A 13,545-nucleotide genomic window follows, 5' to 3' on the forward strand; every position below is an offset into this window, starting at 1 on the left:
GGCGGCTTTTATCACCGCCGCATGATTTTCCTTGAGAGCGTGTTCCCGAGCCACTGCGCCAGCTGAACAAGGACGATCAGGATCAGCACGGTGACAATCATGACGCTGGCGTCAAATCGCTGGTAACCGTAAGTCATCGCGATATGGCCGAGGCCTCCGCCGCCGACCGTTCCGGCAACGGCCGAGAAGTCGATCAGGGTGACCGTGACGAATGTCAGGCCGAGGACGAGCGGACCGAGCGCTTCCGGAATCAGGACCGTAAAGATGATCCGGAGCGGGCTCGCGCCCATCGCCTGGGCGGCTTCGATCACGCCGGGGTCGATGCTGACAAGGTTGTTCTCGACGACCCGTGCGATCGTGAAGCTTGCAACAATCGTCATCGGGAAGATGGCGGCCGCCGTCCCGATCGTCGTGCCGACCACGAGCCTTGTCAGCTGCGAGATGGCGACAAGGAAGATGATAAACGGCACCGGCCGGATGATGTTGATGACGATATTCAATAGGTTAAAGAGAAATTTATTTTCCAGAATATTGTTCTGGCGGGTTACAAACAGGAGAAGTCCCATGATGATGCCGAGAATCGATCCGAAAATGAGTGTGGCGATGACCATCGTGATCGTCTGGCCCGTCGCCTCAACAATGCGCGGCCAGAAGGATGTCCAATCAACGTTCAATTTCCTGCACCTCCTCGATGTCAGTCAGCGTTTCAATTTCTCGGATGGCAGCTTCGACAGCAGCCGGATCGCCCAGGAACGAGACGATCAGATTCCCGAACAGCCGCTCCTCCAGCTCCCGGACGGAACCGTACACGATGTTGAAGGTAACTCCGTGCTTTGCCGTAACCGTTGAGAGCACCGGTTCGTTCGCGACCGGCCCCTTGAATTGAAGACGGTACAAACTGCCGCCTCCTGATTCCCGCCACTCGGCGAGTACCTTTGGGGAAGGGAGGTCTTGCTGAACGGAGTGGATGAACCGCCTGGTCGTTGCGTGCTGAGGGTCCGTGAACACTTCGAACACGCCTCCGGACTCGATCACTTCACCGTTCTCCATGACCGCGACCTTTGTACAGACCGACTGGATCACTTCCATCTCGTGAGTGATCAGGAGGATCGTAATCCCGAACTCCCGGTTAACCTGTTTCAGGAGCCGCAGCACATCAGCCGTCGTATCCGGGTCAAGCGCGGAAGTCGCTTCGTCGCAGATCAGAATATCCGGGTTGGTCGCAAGCGCCCGGGCAATCCCGACACGCTGCTTTTGCCCGCCCGACAGCTGATCCGGATAATCCTTCGCCTTGTCGGCGAGGCCGACAAATCGGAGAAGCTCCTCGACACGCTTATTGATCTCGTGCTTCGGAGTGCCGGCAAGCTTCAGCGGATACGCAACATTCCCGGCCACCGTCCGCGAGTTGAACAGGTTGAAGTTCTGGAAGATCATCCCGATGTTCCGCCGCTGCTTCCTGAGCTCCTTGGCGGAGAGGGACGTCACATTGACGCCCTGAATTTCGATCGAGCCCTCACTCGGCCGCTCCAGCAGATTCACCAGCCGCAGCAATGTGCTTTTTCCGGCACCGCTAAAGCCGATAATTCCGTAGATGTCGCCCTGCTCGACTTTCAGCGACACATCCTTCACCGCGTGAACCTCACGCTTGCCAAGCCGGAACGTCTTGGACACTTGTTTAAATTCAATCATCCGGCGAACCTCCTGTTGTCAGATATGAAAAATCCTCTTGATCTCATATAGAGAAAAAGAGGACCGGTAAAGGTCATCTTTTTCTCATCTTCCAGATGCAAAGGCATCTGCAGGAATTAGCACGGTGCCTCCAAAGAATGGGGTCCGCTGCCGAGACGTCCTAGGGCCTGTCCCTCGGTCTCTCTTGATAAGAAAAGATGTTCATATTAGATTAGTGCAAGAATTTAAACTAACTCTACTTGGACGTGGAAGGGAAGTCAATGACTTTAAAAAAAGTATTTCAATTCTGATTAATTGTGATTTTTATGGAAGCGTTTGCTAACTGTTGGTGCGTATAGAAAGTAAAGATGCCCAAAAAAATTGGAGGATTCAAGGCTGTTGGAAACTTTTGAATAGCCGGTTTCGTCATTCGCCCGTTTAGTTTCATCATTCAGCTTGAATGTTTCGTCATTCACCTCGCTATGGCGGCCGAATGACGAAACCGGAGGCCCGAATGACGAGACTTCCTCAACGAATGACGAAACTGAGCCCCGGCACTCAGATGCCGGGGCTCAAAATCAATCAGTCCATCCGCCGTTTCCGGTACACCGCCACAGTCGCCCCGACAGACACCACTGCCCATGCCGCGAGGACGAGAAAAGATTCCCCGACGGCAGCTCCGCTTTCCAAACTGACCCAGATGTTCATGAGCAACTCATTCGGGAGATAATCCAACACCGTCAAAATCATTTCATTCGTGATCATCGACTTGAACATCGACGACATTCCGAAAATCAACATGACAGGCATGCCGATGATGCTCGTTTCCATGACCGTGCGGGACAGCAGGCCGAGCAGTGTGCCGATCGCCAGGAAGAAGACGAGCGCGATGACAATGCTCAACGCAAACAGCGGAAGGGAAGGGACGCTAAACTCTGCCAGCCAGATGCAGCCGATTACGACAACCACCGTCGTGACCGCGCTCAGCAGGCTCTTTCCAACAAACACTTCCGTCACACTGGCCGGAGACAGCAGCAGTCCGCGCAACGTGTTCTTTTCCTTTTCCTCCGCGACCATCGCGGCCTGGACAAAGGCACCGGCGATGACCAGGGCAAAGACAATGGGGAAGGCGATCATTTCAGCGCTGTCCGCTCCGATCCGCCCGAGCCAGGCGGCAAAGAAAAGCGGCAGTGCCAGTGTAAGCAGGACATACGAGTTGCGCTGCAGGTCTTTCCAGTCCTTAACGAAAATCGCGTTGACACGCTTTATGGAAAATGGGGTCATCATAGGTTCCTCCCGGTCAGTTGTACAAACAGGTCGCCGAGTGTCGGCTCATTCGAGTGGATCGTCAGCAGATTGCCGCTGGCCATATAGCCGGCGATCGCGGCAGCGCCGGTTTCATCCGGCTCGACGGTGACAGTCGTCTTGTCTTTTAATAAAAGCGAAATCGTCGGGCTGCCGGACATCGTCCTCAGGTTTTGCGGCGTATCGAACAGCTTGATTTCTCCGTCATGGAGGAAGGCGACCCGGTCGCACAGCGCTTCCGCTTCAGTCATGTCATGAGTGGTGAGGAAGATGGTCGTGCCTTCCCGGTTCAGCTTCCGCAAGCCCTCATGGATCTGCTTGGTCGTTGTCGGGTCGAGTGCCGAGGTTGGCTCATCCAGGAACAGGAGGGCCGGCTTATGAAGGATGGCCCGTGCCAGCGTGACACGCTGCTTCATTCCCTTGGAAAGCTTCTTGACGGGGGTCCGCTCCTCGCCAAGGAGATCCACCATTTCCAGCACTTCACGGATGCGCTCTTTTCCGACTCCGTACAGCTCCGCATAAAGCGCTAGATTGTCCTGCACGGTCAGCCGGTCGTACAGGCCGCTGTTGTCGGTGAGGATGCCGATCTTCTTCATTCGAGCCGGATCTTTTAATAGATGGACGGGCTCTCCGAACACCCGGACATCGCCTGCGGTCGCCGCGAGCTGCGCGGTCAGGATCTTGATGGTGGTCGTCTTGCCCGATCCGCTCGGTCCGAGGAATCCGATTGTCTCTCCCTTGCGGACATTGAAATCCACATCTTTCAGCGCGAGTTTGTCTCCGAATGATTTGACGAGGCTGTTGACCTCAATGATGTGCTCCATCATGATCGCTCCTTTTCTGCCGTTCGTTTTCTTGACTCCACCTTACCGCGCCGTTTAAAAGAACGCAGTAAAATCAAGGTGAAAGGATCCTGCGGCGTGATGAATGGAGCCTATTGCCGATGAATGGCGCGCTAATATTAGCGCTGACAGAACGGTCAGATGCCGAGGAACGTTTTCAGTTCCGCATACTTGCCCTTGGAGAGGGGAACGGTGCTTTTATTGGGGTCTTCCAAGATTAAGCTGTAGCTGTTGCGCGTCCACGTGATCACTTCGCGCACTCGCTGGAGATTCACGATATAAGACCGGTGGCAGCGGAAAAACCCGAATGGCTGCAGGCGCGTTTCGAGGTCCGCCATCTTGATGGCACACGGGAACGTCTCGCCCTGGACATGCAGCTGCGAGACGCCGTCCACACTCTCGACGAATATGATCTCCGTCGGGTCGAACAAGATCAGCTTGTCGTTCACCTTTGCCGGGATCTTGTTGAACTGGAGCTGGGGAACGGAAGTGTCATCTTCATCAGCACGCTCCATTTTTTCTTCAGAAACAGGTTCTTCCCGAACTTCGGCCTCCTCTGCAAGCTCGAACAGTTTCAGTCCGCCTGCATTGAGCCGGTAAACGGTGTCACCCAGCGTCACCGCATTCTCCAAATTGCTTGTCGTCAGCAGCACCGCGCCGCCACCCGCCGTGAATTCAGACAGCACACGCTGAAGGATAATCCGGCTCTCCACATCCAGATTCTGCTCCGGCTCCTGCAAAATCAGCAGCTCCGGATGATGTACCAGTGCCCGGGCCAGCTGCACGCGGCGCTTTTCGGAATACGTCAGCTTCGAAATCCGTGTCCGTCCGCGCTCCGCCAACCCGAGTCTCCGGAGCAGGTCCTCAATTGGGGATCCGGCATCATGGAGATTACGGAACAGCCGGAGCTGCTCGGCTGGCGTCAGCCGATCATATAAGGCATCATCCAGCAGCATGACACCCACACGCGAGGCCAGATCCCGGAAATGCCGGCCGACCGGCTCTCCGGCAAACCGCACTTCCCCATGAGAAGCGGGAGCCATCCCCGTCACCATACCGATCAATTGCATCCCCGCCTCATGTCCGCACTGCACGGCCGTCACCGCACCCGGCCCCACACACAAATCAAAACGGGGAAACACCACTTGATTCCCCGCCATCTTCTCTACCTGATGAAACTCCAAAATCCCCAAGATGCCAGCCTCCCGATGTCTGAGTCTTCTTATTACTACCAGTTTAGAGAAAAGAGGGGGTGCGGGCAATAGAACTTCTGATAAGAGGGAGTTAGCGGGGAAAGGCTGAGCCAACGGACAACAAGTCCAAATCGTAACAAGGATGCGCGCAAGCATTTGCCGCTACGTCGCGCATGGCTTATCTATGGATTTAAAAAGAAAACCCAGAAGACGCCACCACGTGAGATTCGGAAGGCAAAAGCGTATAGGAACGATTTCCTTTCGCAGATAGAGGAGTGGTTTTAATGAGCTATCTTGATAAGCGCCTGACCGAGCGCCAGAATGATCCGGAATTTAAAAAAGCATGGAAAGAAAATGAGCTTGAATATCAAATTGCACGCAACGTAATCCGCAAGCGCAAAGAACGAGGTCTGACCCAAGCTCAGCTGGCCAAACTGATTCAGACAAAGCAAAGTGCCATTTCTCGGATTGAGAATGGGTATTCGAATGTGACAATCGGTACACTGGAAAAGGTCGCAGAGGCATTGGAAACAGATGTCTACCGTCTGATGGGAGCGAAACGGGACTCCGCGCAGGAAGAATCGTCTACGGCACTGTAATAAGGGGAGCTCTGAGTCACCGGGAGCTTTGATTCGCGCTAAGATTAGGCTTTGTGAAGGTTAATGTTAAGTGAAAGCGGGACTGCCTGGGTGGGCAGTCCCGCTTCGTTTTGGGAAAACTTTGCGTTGGTTTCATCATTCGTCCGATCAGTCTCGTCATTGGGGAGGAAAGTTTCGTCATTCGTTCCCGGAAAGAGGGCGAATGACGAAACTGGGACGCGGAATGACGAAACTTAGCCCGTGAATGGCGAAACCGGAGGGGTGAATGCGGAAACCGTGAAAGCCGTGGGGTGAGCTGTAAAAATAGACGCTTTCTCATAATGGTTTCGTCATTCGTCTGTTTAGTCTCGTCATTGGGGCGGAAAGTTTCGTCATTCGTTCACGGTAAGAGGGCGAATGACGAAACTGGGACGCGGAATGACGAAACTGAGCCCGTGAATGCGGAAACCGGAGGGTCGAATGCGGAAACCGTGAAAGCCGTGAGGTGAGCTGTAAAATAGACGCTGTCTCATAATGGTTTCGTCATTCGTCCGATCAGTCTCGTCATTGGGGCGGAAAGTTTCGTCATTCGTTCACAGTAAGAAGGCGAATGACGAAACTGGGACGTGGAATGACGAAACTGGTGCAGCGAATGACGAAACCGGCCGCCGGCAATCCCTGAGTGAAACACAAACAGGGCCGCCCCCAGAGGCAGCCCTGTTCCGATCCCATTCAGTTGTTTTTCACCGGGTGCTTGTATACATGCTCTGTGTAGTCGGTGATGATGCCGTCCACGCCAAGGTCGAACAGGCGGAGGGCCTGCTCCTGCGAGCGGGACGTATACGGGTAGATCTTCATGTCCGCGTCGTGCACGTCAGTCACCATGTCATGTGTGACGATGTTCATGTTCGGGTTAAAGTAGTCGGCGTATGTAGCGAACTCCGCCAGCTGCTCATCCGTCACATTTGCCCAGCTTGCACCGGCCAGTACGCCATGAGGGACGTTCGGGAGAAGCTCCTTCGAAGTCTGCATCGATTCATGGTTGAACGACTGAATGATGATCTTTTCGTTGTTCGGATTGTGCAGGTTGCGCTCAATCAGCGCTTCCGCAACTTTCTCTTCGATTCCCGGATACAGTTCCGGCGCCTTCAGCTCGATCAGGATGCCGATCTTGCCGCGGAACGCGTCGAGGATTTCTTCAAAGGTCGGGACCTTCTCACCGGCGAACTCCGGGCCGAACCAGCTTCCCGCATCCAGCTGGCGGATTTCCTCAAACGTCAGGCTGCCGACTGAGCCTGTCCCATTCGTCGTGCGGTCGACGGTCGTGTCATGGATGGCAATCAGTTCGCCGTCCTTCGTCATCTGGACGTCGATCTCGATATAGTCCGCCTTCATTTCGAAGCCTTTGTGGAACGCGGCCATCGTGTTCTCAGGCGCATGGCCGGACGCCCCCCGGTGCGCCACATTGATCATTTTTTGCTGTTCCTGCTTGGAAATAACGCTGTTCAGCTCGACAGGCTCAGCCGCCCCTGCAGTTCCCGCAAATGAACTCATAGCAATGCCGACCCCTGCCAAAATCGTTACCATCCGCTTCATCCAACCACTCCTTGTCCGTTTGTCGACTCCAGTATAAGAATTGAATGTGAAGCAGAGATGAATAGACTGTTAATAAGTATTGAGATTCAATTAAATATCTTAATAGACGATCAACAATCAGCCCCCGGAACCATCCGGCCGGGGGCTGATTTCCTATGTAATTGCGGCACTACCGGGCTCACACCCCGGCCGGAGCGGCGCGTGTTTGTTTTCCACCCTCCGTCAAGAGTGCCCATGCGCGCAGGACAGGGCGGTGCCGCGGCCCTGTGATGGGTATAGGATATGCGGGAGAAAACCGTTCTATACATGGAAGTTTATAATCATCAGCGGTTGCCGGCGCCGCTTTTATCCAACCGCCCAGCCCACTTCACTCAACTGAGCATAGGATGCACGTGATTCCCTATTAAAGGAGAGGTCATGTGGATCCGAGATTGGCGCAATTGCTTCAAATGACGAGTTTGTACGGAACGTTGGCGAAGTTTTATGAACATAGCGACCCGGAAAAACATATTTATTTCTACAAGAAACATTTCCAGTATGAGATGCAGCTCGTTCAGATGTATTGGGCACTGCATGGCCACGGCCATGGCCAGCCGGAGACGCATGCCTGGGAAGATCACTATCACGGGTAACCAAAAGGAGCCGCTCCGGCTCCTTTTGCCGTTTCCGCCAACTGTTGATTAACTGACGTCAGCGGAGAAGTACGGGAGCGGTGCTGCATATACTGGGGTAAAGGGAGGGGAACCGATGTGGACTGCCTTCTGGTCGGCCCGGCTCAGGCCCTTTTTGACGCGGTATTTGCCGCTGGTGGTGTACTTTGCCGGGCTGCTGTTTTTGCTGGGGGTCATCTTCCGCAATGTGCTGGCGTTCGGGGGCGTTAGGGAGTTTACCGAGGCGGAGCTGGAGAAGCTCAGTTTGTTCAAGCTTGCCCTGGTCGCGATCGGGGACTCGCCTGAGCTCCAGAAGATTTCAGTGAGCGTGTGCCTAATTTTGCTGTGGATCCTGTTTTTTGTCGTCGTCCGCCTTGGCATGAAAAACCTGCAAAGGCTCAAAGTCATGAATTTTGAACTGGAAGCGGAAAGCCCGGAGAAGAAAATCGAGGTGCTGAAGGGGGAAGTGGAAGATTCGATCCACCCCGCGAAGCTGATGAAGTTCTTTTCGGGGCATGAGGTGTACGACTTTGTGTTCGAAGTGCTGCTCGAGGAAAGCTTCCAGCCCGCGGACCGGATGCGCCCGATTGGCGAAGTCTATGAATCTCTTCTTTCCGGCTACCTGGAGCAGACGGCCGATCAGTACCGGAAGCATTACGGACACAGTTTTGATTATGAAATCATCACGGGTGAGGAAACCGAATCGCTTTCCAAGCCGATCAAGCTCCTCGTGAACAAGGCGCGCCACTCGGCGGAATCTGTTTTCGTCAACCGCGAGGCGGACATCTGGCCGAAAAAGAACACGTTCGTCCACCGGCATGTGTTCGAAGAGCAGGAATACTTCACGATCCTCACGAGCTACTCCTATGCGTTCCGGATGAGCGACGACTTCCTGTTTTCCGTGCTGCACAACATCCTCATCAGCAACATTGACCGCGCCCTCCATGTCATCACCCTGTCGCAATCGAACTTATTATTAGGGGAAGGAGAAACACAATGAAAAATCGCCGGATCAACAAAGCCTTCATGGAAGCAGCCTCCCTCCGGGCGCAGCAGCAGATGAAGTCGCATCTGGACCGCCTGAAGGAAGAGGGGCCTGCCAGGACCTGCCGGATTGACCCGAGGATCGCCGAGAAAACCCGGCTGCCGGACAATGACGGAGCGGTGTTGGACATTAAAAAGAGAATCAGGAAAGCTGACTGAAAAGCATGCGCTCATAAGGTGCATGCTTTTTAGTTTGCAACCGCCATCCCTGTCCGATATATTGAGGATTAATCACGAAATAGTTTGAAATAAATTCAGAAAAGGGGTTTTCTCATGGATGTCAGGTTCCCGATCGGCCAATTGCAGGTACCCGAAAAGGTTACATTTAACGACGTGCAGGGTTGGCTAAACCAGATTAAAACGTACACGTTCCGGCTAAGAGAGACGGTTGATGCCTTGAGTGAAGAAGAGCTGGGCCGGACATACCGGGAAGGCAGCTGGAACGTCCGCCAGCTCGTCCACCACATCGCCGACTCCCAGCTGAACATGTACCAGCGGCTGCGGCTCGCGCTGACAGACAACAGCCCGACTGTCCCCGGATTCGACCAGGACAAGTGGGCGGTCCTGCCGGATACGAAGCTTCCGGTAGAACCGTCGATTAAAATGCTGGAAGGGATCAATGAGCGGATTATAGCACTTGGCCAGAGCATCACCGAAGACCAGCTGGACCGGTCGTTTATCCATCAGGAAAACGGTGAAGTCAAGGTCGCCACGAAACTCGCAAAGCTTTCCTGGCACGAAGAACATCACCTGGAGCACATTAAAATCGCTTTGTCTGATTCGGGTCAATAATAGAAGAAACGCCTGGTTTCTCATGAGGAGAAATCAGGCGTTTTATCGTGGTTCATTAAAAAAGGTCCTGATAAGCATCCCGTCCGGCGTGTATAAGCAGGACCTGCTGACCGTCCACCGTATCAACAAGGAATTTCCCGCCTATCAGCAGGTTGGGATGGTTCATCACGACAAGGTTAGAAACAATCTCCCTTTCTTCCCTCATCAACTTAAAATGGTCAACCAAAGGCTGGTCCTCTGTCTGGATTTCCACGCATCTTGGAGAATACCGGATCTTGCCCAAAGCCCGTTTTTCCCACTTTCCGTGAGCCAGCTGACTAAACGTCACCCATTCCATTTCTGCCCCCCGTCCTGTCGAATCGTGCTTGTTTGGTTCTATTCCCGAAAGTTCATTCTTCCGAAACCTAGGAAATCGATGGCGAGTGCGTCCAAACTCATCGTGAGTGCGTCCAAACCCTGAACGAGTGCTTCGAAAATCGGGCGAGTGGCCAAGGGTGCCCTTGGAGGTGAGTGCTTCGAAATTTGTGGCGAGTGCGTCCAAACTCACCACCAGTGCGTCCAAATCCCTCGCCAGTGCTTCTAAACGGACAGGAAGCTTCCGGAAAGCTCCACTCTTTTTACCGCGAGTCCTTCGAATCACTCCTCCAGTGCCTCTTCAATTCCCACGACTACATCCAATTTATCGACAAGTCCGTCCAATTGTGTCCACCACAAATCCGCAAAATCAAAATTCACCCCTACATCCCCCTGCAAATTTCAAATTTGGCATCACTTTTTTCCTCTTTTTCTAATCTCGCCCGGTTGTGTAGCAGGCGCATTCCAAGAGTGGTATTTTCTTGGATAGGGGTGTTGACCATGGGGTCACGGAAGTATCCGGTGGAACTTCTCCGGCTCAAGCGGCTGCACAGGCGGATGTATGCCCATGACCCGGAGCGGGGATATATAGCGGAACTGATCAGCCGGGCAGAGGCGGGCTACAAGGGAGAGACGACTGTGGACAATTACCTGCGAGGGCTCCGGCTGCCGGGCAAATCGATTCTTCTAAGGAATATTCGGCTACAGATCAGGGAGGAGTATGTCGCGCAATTTGATACGCTGCTGGTCACGGAGCGGGGGATATGGATCATCGAAGCGAAAATGATCCGTGGGTCGCTCCGGCTGTTTCAAAATCCAAGGAGAATGGAGCGCACCGATGAATCCGGTGCTGTTCTGACGATGGACTGCCCGATTCTCCAGTTGGAAAATCAGAAGACCGGGCTGGAGGAGTGGCTGGAGGAGAGAGGATTGTTCCTTCCAATCCGCGGTGTGGTCGCATTCGCCGCCCGCAACACATGGACCGGCCTTCCAGATAACGCTCCGATCGTCTCGGTGAAAGAACTCAAGTCCATGCTGATAAAATCAGTCAACCAGTCCCCGCCGCCGGACCCGAGCTTTAGTTCCCTGAATGAAGTCGTGAACTGTCTCTTCGCGGAAGAGTTGGGGCTGGACATGAGATCATTCGAAGAAATGGGGATCAAGCACGGCCCGTTGAAAGAGGGAACCATTTGTGAGAACTGCTTTGCTTCCCTGGAGCGGAAGGGGGAGAGAACGTACCAGTGCTCACAATGCAAAGCGCCGGTTGAGGGGAACCCCGTCACGCGTGCGCTCCGCGATTACTTCCTGGTCTTCAAGCCATGGATCACAAACCGGGAATTCTGCAGGTTTGCCGGCCTCCGATGTCTTTCCACAGGCAATCGGTACTTGATGCAACATGAACTGGACCGCGGACTGAGATCGGTGCATCACTTCGATGCAAGAAAGCATTTGGAGGGAACGGAGCTAAGGAAAGTGAAACACGATTCACTTTAGTGTTTTCGGAATTAATTATTGTTAAATGAAGGATTTTATTTTACAAATTCGGGTAATTAATCTATAAAACTTTTTCCTGAAGGAGGGAGGGACCATGGAGAGGAAGGAACGGACATCGGAAGTGATGATGTTTTCCTATGAACTCTTGCGGCTTTACAGCGACAGAATCCGCTGCCGCGACAAAGTAATGCAGTCAAAAATAACGGATGATATTACCCTACTTAAACAGGCATTAAAGGAATCGGTGGCTTAAAATGTTGCATACACGGAAAAAGGGCATGCGCTGAGCCGGCGCATGCCTTTTTGAATTCCTGTATCAGCCCTAAGGTAAATAAGATAACTTCGCTCTGCTATCCGCCGCGACTTGGGTTTGATTCCATTGTATGGCCGATATTCTCTTGACCGAGTACCTCGCCAGGTCATCGTCTGATCTAAAGTATTTAAACAAGACCAAATCTTTTCTGGATCAGATGTGGAACAACCCGGATGAAGCCTTCATGACATTCGTGATAGGACATATCTACGAGGGAAAGAAAACAAAAGCAGTGGATCGATTCGACCCGATTATTAAGAAGTCGATGAAGCAATTTATTAACGAAATGGTGAATGAAAAGCTTAATGCTGCGCTGAAGTCTACGAGTGGAGAAGAGACGGAGGTCGAGAAGGAAGCTGAGCAGAAGGCGGAAATCGTAGAGGAACCCGAAAACCTCATTGTGACCACCGAAGAAGAAATTGAAGGATATTCTATTGTAAAGGTCCTGTTGCACGATGACATGGATGTCGGACGAATTTTCTATCGGGACAATCTCAGTTATTTCAACATTCTGCTGGATGACAATATACGAAAATGGATCATGAGACTGGGACTGAATGGACAAAACAAATACATCCAGTTTAACGATGAAGACCGAACGACAGTCTCAATCGAAAAAGTCACGGATATTATTAAATACAAAGATAAAATTTTGGACGTGACCCGGCGGTTCATGGGGAGCGAAAAGAATCTTCAGCCATGAAAGGCTTCCCTTTAAACTGAATATAACAGAGGATGAGGGAGGGGCTGCTGTAGGGCAGTCCTTTTTCAATAGACATTATATAGTTGCATTCTTAATGACGTACGGCAGGTATAACGCCCGCGGAAGAAAAAATAGTCTGTAACCATACCGTAGGTAATCACACTCGACTTCAAATGGAAAAAGTACATAAGCATTCTAACCTCCATCAACAACCGCACACAATCATGCTCAGCAAATCCTATGTCGGGCGTTCCTGTTCCTTTATAATAAACCCAACAGGAAATGGAGCGGATGACATGGAGATCACAGCGACATTAACACCATTTGCACAGCAACTCGAGGGACTGGACCAATACCGCCTGCCGCTGCGGGCATATCATACGGTGAGGCTGGCAATCAGGGATTTGGTACTCCCGCCGGGCCAGGCCATTCTCGAACGGGAAATCAGCGAAGCGCTTGAGATGAGCCGGACGCCGGTGCGGGAGGCGCTCGTCCGGCTTGAGACGGAAGGGATGCTGACGCTCGTGCCGCGGCGGGGATTTATCGTGGCGCCGATTGAAGCGGATGACCTCCGGGAAATCTATGCGATCATCGGTACGCTGGACGGGCTGGCGATCGAGCTGGCCGCGGAGCGGTCGGAAGAGGAATTGCTCGTGCAGCTGGACAGCATCATCGACAGTCAGGAAGAGGCGCTCCGGTCCGGTGACCTGAAAAAATGGTCGTCCCTGGACGATGAGTTTCACGACCGGATCGTCCGGTGCGCCGGCAACCAACGGCTTACCGGCATCATCGACAGCTACGCCGACCAGTCGTACCGCGCCCGGCTGTATACGATCGCGGAGCGGCCGGTGCCGAAGCGGTCAATCATCGAACACCGTGCGATTCTTGCGGCGATGAGGGCGAATGACGGAAAGGCCGCGAGGATGCTGATGGAGTCCCACAGGAGCCGGGCACAGAAAGAGATTCTGGAAGTGCTGAGCCGGACTAACAAATAAAAGGATTGGAAGCCGGGA

General features: G+C 53.1%; 16 protein-coding genes and 1 riboswitch. Of the genes, 9 read left to right on the forward strand and 7 right to left on the reverse strand.

From position 1 onward, the window contains the following. Nucleotides 1-11: 11 nt before the first annotated feature. The 5 genes from KHA84_RS05330 to KHA84_RS05350 all read right to left on the reverse strand — a co-directional run bounded on the left by KHA84_RS05330 (nt 12) and on the right by KHA84_RS05350 (nt 5,008). Entirely contained in the window at nt 12-674 is a 663-nt protein-coding gene (locus KHA84_RS05330; protein ID WP_157294536.1) for a methionine ABC transporter permease, read from the reverse strand. Then, nucleotides 664-1,689 carry a methionine ABC transporter ATP-binding protein gene (locus KHA84_RS05335; RefSeq protein ID WP_213422500.1) on the reverse strand — a complete coding sequence of 342 codons (1,026 nt, stop codon included), beginning with the start codon at nt 1,687-1,689 and terminating at the stop codon, nt 664-666. Before KHA84_RS05335 ends, KHA84_RS05330 begins: the two co-directional genes overlap by 11 nt. 81 nt (nt 1,690-1,770) lie before the next feature. Beyond that, a riboswitch (SAM riboswitch) is annotated at nt 1,771-1,883 on the reverse strand. 367 nt (nt 1,884-2,250) lie between these two features. Then, nucleotides 2,251-2,952, reverse strand: coding sequence for an ABC transporter permease (locus KHA84_RS05340; protein ID WP_336511096.1), 702 nt, complete (start codon nt 2,950-2,952; stop codon nt 2,251-2,253). Continuing rightward, nucleotides 2,952-3,797 carry an ABC transporter ATP-binding protein gene (locus KHA84_RS05345; RefSeq protein ID WP_213422502.1) on the reverse strand — a complete coding sequence of 282 codons (846 nt, stop codon included), beginning with the start codon at nt 3,795-3,797 and terminating at the stop codon, nt 2,952-2,954. The genes KHA84_RS05340 and KHA84_RS05345 overlap by 1 nt, the downstream gene beginning before the upstream one ends. Nucleotides 3,798-3,952: 155 nt before the next feature. After that, nucleotides 3,953-5,008 (reverse strand): LytTR family transcriptional regulator DNA-binding domain-containing protein, encoded by a 1,056-nt coding sequence (locus KHA84_RS05350; RefSeq protein ID WP_213422503.1) that lies wholly within the window; start codon nt 5,006-5,008, stop codon nt 3,953-3,955. Between the two features lie 284 nt (nt 5,009-5,292). Between KHA84_RS05350 and KHA84_RS05360 the strand changes: the two genes are divergently transcribed. Further along, the gene (locus KHA84_RS05360) at nt 5,293-5,607 is read left to right on the forward strand and encodes a helix-turn-helix domain-containing protein (RefSeq protein ID WP_213422505.1); all 315 of its coding nucleotides are present in this window, start codon (nt 5,293-5,295) and stop codon (nt 5,605-5,607) included. 711 nt (nt 5,608-6,318) lie between these two features. On the opposite strand, the gene KHA84_RS05365 is transcribed toward KHA84_RS05360, so the two are convergent. Further along, the gene (locus tag KHA84_RS05365) at nt 6,319-7,182 is read right to left on the reverse strand and encodes a glycerophosphodiester phosphodiesterase (RefSeq protein ID WP_213422506.1); all 864 of its coding nucleotides are present in this window, start codon (nt 7,180-7,182) and stop codon (nt 6,319-6,321) included. A 419-nt stretch (nt 7,183-7,601) separates the two neighbouring features. Here KHA84_RS05365 and KHA84_RS05370 point away from each other — a divergent pair, with 419 nt between their 5' ends. The 4 genes from KHA84_RS05370 to KHA84_RS05385 all read left to right on the forward strand — a co-directional run bounded on the left by KHA84_RS05370 (nt 7,602) and on the right by KHA84_RS05385 (nt 9,668). Further along, the gene (locus tag KHA84_RS05370) at nt 7,602-7,814 is read left to right on the forward strand and encodes a hypothetical protein (RefSeq protein WP_213422507.1); all 213 of its coding nucleotides are present in this window, start codon (nt 7,602-7,604) and stop codon (nt 7,812-7,814) included. Between the two features lie 115 nt (nt 7,815-7,929). Further along, on the forward strand, nt 7,930-8,832 hold the full coding sequence (locus KHA84_RS05375) for a hypothetical protein (protein ID WP_213422508.1): 903 nt from the start codon (nt 7,930-7,932) through the stop codon (nt 8,830-8,832). Continuing rightward, the gene (locus tag KHA84_RS05380) at nt 8,829-9,035 is read left to right on the forward strand and encodes a hypothetical protein (RefSeq protein ID WP_213422509.1); all 207 of its coding nucleotides are present in this window, start codon (nt 8,829-8,831) and stop codon (nt 9,033-9,035) included. Before KHA84_RS05375 ends, KHA84_RS05380 begins: the two co-directional genes overlap by 4 nt. A 114-nt stretch (nt 9,036-9,149) precedes the next feature. Then, entirely contained in the window at nt 9,150-9,668 is a 519-nt protein-coding gene (locus KHA84_RS05385) for a YfiT family bacillithiol transferase (RefSeq protein ID WP_213422510.1), read from the forward strand. 55 nt (nt 9,669-9,723) lie between these two features. On the opposite strand, the gene KHA84_RS05390 is transcribed toward KHA84_RS05385, so the two are convergent. Next, entirely contained in the window at nt 9,724-10,005 is a 282-nt protein-coding gene (locus KHA84_RS05390) for a hypothetical protein (protein WP_213422511.1), read from the reverse strand. Between the two features lie 518 nt (nt 10,006-10,523). Between KHA84_RS05390 and KHA84_RS05395 the strand changes: the two genes are divergently transcribed. From KHA84_RS05395 to KHA84_RS05410, 4 genes are all read left to right on the forward strand, one after another. Continuing rightward, entirely contained in the window at nt 10,524-11,516 is a 993-nt protein-coding gene (locus KHA84_RS05395; protein WP_213422512.1) for a nuclease-related domain-containing protein, read from the forward strand. Nucleotides 11,517-11,610: 94 nt separating this feature from the next. Further along, nucleotides 11,611-11,769, forward strand: coding sequence for a hypothetical protein (locus KHA84_RS05400; RefSeq protein ID WP_213422513.1), 159 nt, complete (start codon nt 11,611-11,613; stop codon nt 11,767-11,769). Between the two features lie 244 nt (nt 11,770-12,013). Further along, nucleotides 12,014-12,532 (forward strand): hypothetical protein, encoded by a 519-nt coding sequence (locus tag KHA84_RS05405; RefSeq protein WP_213422514.1) that lies wholly within the window; start codon nt 12,014-12,016, stop codon nt 12,530-12,532. 296 nt (nt 12,533-12,828) lie between these two features. Next, nucleotides 12,829-13,527, forward strand: a complete 699-nt coding sequence (locus KHA84_RS05410; RefSeq protein WP_213422515.1) for a GntR family transcriptional regulator — start codon at nt 12,829-12,831, stop codon at nt 13,525-13,527. Nucleotides 13,528-13,545 lie beyond the last annotated feature (18 nt).

It is taken from the genome of Bhargavaea massiliensis, assembly GCF_018390575.1.
Classification (GTDB): Bacteria; Bacillota; Bacilli; order Bacillales_A; family Planococcaceae; genus Bhargavaea; species Bhargavaea massiliensis.

Bases quoted from the DNA above. Each gene is read 5' to 3' on its own strand.
- KHA84_RS05335 (WP_213422500.1), bottom strand. From the start codon at position 1,689: ATGATTGAATTTAAACAAGTGTCCAAGACGTTCCGGCTTGGCAAGCGT.
- KHA84_RS05340 (WP_336511096.1), bottom strand. From the start codon at position 2,952: ATGACCCCATTTTCCATAAAGCGTGTCAACGCGATTTTCGTTAAGGAC.
- KHA84_RS05345 (WP_213422502.1), bottom strand. From the start codon at position 3,797: ATGGAGCACATCATTGAGGTCAACAGCCTCGTCAAATCATTCGGAGAC.
- KHA84_RS05360 (WP_213422505.1), top strand. From the start codon at position 5,293: ATGAGCTATCTTGATAAGCGCCTGACCGAGCGCCAGAATGATCCGGAA.
- KHA84_RS05365 (WP_213422506.1), bottom strand. From the start codon at position 7,182: ATGAAGCGGATGGTAACGATTTTGGCAGGGGTCGGCATTGCTATGAGT.
- KHA84_RS05375 (WP_213422508.1), top strand. From the start codon at position 7,930: ATGTGGACTGCCTTCTGGTCGGCCCGGCTCAGGCCCTTTTTGACGCGG.
- KHA84_RS05380 (WP_213422509.1), top strand. From the start codon at position 8,829: ATGAAAAATCGCCGGATCAACAAAGCCTTCATGGAAGCAGCCTCCCTC.
- KHA84_RS05385 (WP_213422510.1), top strand. From the start codon at position 9,150: ATGGATGTCAGGTTCCCGATCGGCCAATTGCAGGTACCCGAAAAGGTT.
- KHA84_RS05390 (WP_213422511.1), bottom strand. From the start codon at position 10,005: ATGGAATGGGTGACGTTTAGTCAGCTGGCTCACGGAAAGTGGGAAAAA.
- KHA84_RS05395 (WP_213422512.1), top strand. From the start codon at position 10,524: ATGGGGTCACGGAAGTATCCGGTGGAACTTCTCCGGCTCAAGCGGCTG.
- KHA84_RS05400 (WP_213422513.1), top strand. From the start codon at position 11,611: ATGGAGAGGAAGGAACGGACATCGGAAGTGATGATGTTTTCCTATGAA.
- KHA84_RS05405 (WP_213422514.1), top strand. From the start codon at position 12,014: ATGACATTCGTGATAGGACATATCTACGAGGGAAAGAAAACAAAAGCA.
- KHA84_RS05410 (WP_213422515.1), top strand. From the start codon at position 12,829: ATGGAGATCACAGCGACATTAACACCATTTGCACAGCAACTCGAGGGA.